Annotated in this window: 3 protein-coding genes; all 3 read left to right on the top strand. The window is 28.6% G+C overall.

The window, feature by feature from the left end:
* Positions 1–396 precede the first annotated feature (396 nt).
* The 3 genes from GH664_RS22435 to GH664_RS22425 all read left to right on the top strand — a co-directional run bounded on the left by GH664_RS22435 (position 397) and on the right by GH664_RS22425 (position 1,820).
* Positions 397–714, top strand: coding sequence for a hypothetical protein (locus GH664_RS22435; protein ID WP_153163803.1), 318 nt, complete (start codon positions 397–399; stop codon positions 712–714).
* Between the two features lie 466 nt (positions 715–1,180).
* Complete coding sequence (locus tag GH664_RS22430; protein WP_153163802.1) at positions 1,181–1,381, top strand: hypothetical protein; 201 nt, start codon at positions 1,181–1,183, stop codon at positions 1,379–1,381.
* A gap of 16 nt (positions 1,382–1,397) precedes the next feature.
* Complete coding sequence (locus GH664_RS22425) at positions 1,398–1,820, top strand: hypothetical protein (protein ID WP_153163801.1); 423 nt, start codon at positions 1,398–1,400, stop codon at positions 1,818–1,820.
* Positions 1,821–2,305 lie beyond the last annotated feature (485 nt).

The raw sequence follows: 2,305 nt of genomic DNA, 5'->3' as shown, positions 1-2,305 counted from the left end.
AGAAAGGATCTTATAGAGTTACAGAAGAGTAAACATATACTAAAAGATTTATTAGGAACTATTGAAAATTTAAACAATAAACTTAAAACTTTATCAAATGACATTAGAACAATTTCAGAATCTTAAAATCGGCGACATAGTAGTAGCTAAATTAGTTAACTCAAAACAAAGTCGCGTTAACCCTGTTACTAATATTGACAGAGGAAATCTAAAACTACACATAGGTAAAAGTGGAAAATAGCGTAGCTATTTGCAATTTGAAGTATTAACTGCGGATTACGTAGTTAAATGGATCAAACGAAGAATAGACAGTAAATCATCTCCTCACTTTACTATTGAAATTAAGAGTGACACTGAAGTAATATTTAAAGTTCATAAAAAAGTACAATTCAATCAATGAAAAAGTTAACGGAACAACAAAAATTTAGAAGGCAAATATTATTTAATATGCCTTATTTATTACTTACTTTTCTTATTAAAGAAAAAGTATTAGATAGCTTTTTAGACGGCAGTAGTAAATATGTTCACGATAATAAAATAAACATAGAACCATTTTATACAAAATTAAGAGTTCCTGATATGGCAATTGAATGTACACTTATATGGATACATACAAAAGAAGGACATATTTTTTGGAAAAAACTTAATGATAAGTATAAAAGTATATGGGAAATGAACGATTCTGGCGCATTGTTATTACTATCAGATTATTAATATACTTGTTAATATTATTAGCAATAGTAACGACAATAGTATTTGTAGCAAATAGTATTTAATCAATAAATAATTATTATGCAAAAATTAATGTATTTTTTATTTGGACTCATAACTGCATTATTTGCAGCTGTGATGATTATTGAACATCAAGGAATATATTTCTTTGATGAAGAAGTGTATGGACTGTTATATACCGATTATTGGAATTATTGGTATTACTCTAAAGTAGTGATAATCGCACTATTTATATTCTGCGTATTATCTTTTGTATATACACTTGGCAGTGGATATAAAGATAAAGACAATGGATACAAAGAAATCAAACCAAGCTGATTTAGCAGATATATGGTGGGATAAATTTGAAAACTGGTATGAAACACATCCAGTAACAAGAGTATTAATTGTAATAGATGCAATATTAATAGCATTTATATACTTAGTATTAACTTAAAACATTATCAAAATGAGTGAATTTTTATTATTACATGACAATGAATCAGGAGGAAAGCCAGCCACTGTAAGAAAAAGTATTATTTCTTCAGTTCTTCCATCAGAAGATTATTCAGAAGGATCAGCTATCTTTACTAAACTTGATGATGGAGAAACTATGATTCTCGAAGCAAAAGAATCAGTAGAAGAGATTTATAACATGTTAAAAGATTAAACAACATTTATCAAAAATGAAATTTAAGTATGTATTTTGGCTAATTGCAGCAATAGTAGCATTAGCAATTTTTATCAGTTGTGCAAGACCTCGTAGTCCTAAAGAAAAACAAATCCCTGAAACGGACACAATTGAACAAGTAGTAGCACCAACAGTACAAGAAGTGCTACAATGGCGTGAAAATATGAGATTAGACAAGTATGTAGATAGTGTGTTCTTGGTTATGCCAGAACAAGTACTAACTCAAATACTTGTTACTAAAGGTACAGATTTATCAAATCATGAAATTGTTTCTATTTATATTAGTAACAAAGACTTTTATGATAAATTAATAAAGAGGAGTATGGATATACAAAAAGAATATATACCAGATAGTATGCCAAGGTCCTCATTACCACAAATTAATAGTGATACAATTCACCAAGCCATTAATTATTAGAGTAAAAAGAGAAGGTTACTTTAGTCTGTGAAGATAGAAGTAGCCGTCTTTACTGTGAGAATCAGTGACAAACATGTGGGGCTTATATCTAATCATTTTAGAGGGCAGTATTACTGTCGTCTGAAGGTAGGTGGAGGAGATTAGTATTAGTGCAGACGTTAAAACCATGTACTCCAATAAGATTAGTTTGACAGCTATATCTGCTTATGAGTTAAAAATAAGTGAGAGTCATTTTAATTAGTATTTCAATTAAGCTGTATTAGTGTAGAAGTTACACAACGATGTGAATCGTCAAGCCTGCAATATACTGCAATATATTGTATAAATTGTTACATACCTTCTTTATTTACTGTAAGCGTACAGTAAAAATTGTGTGTTAATATATAATTAAGATTGATAAAACCATCTAGTTGCAGCTAGACGTCCTCAAAATATTGTATAATTAAAACTATTAAATATGAAAGAATGAATATTTTTAAGAAAAT

Source organism: Thauera sp. 2A1 (assembly GCF_009469595.2).
GTDB lineage: Bacteria > Pseudomonadota > Gammaproteobacteria > Burkholderiales > Rhodocyclaceae > Thauera.
Note: the sequence above shows the minus strand (reverse complement) of the source record. Positions and strands in the feature narration are given on the sequence as shown.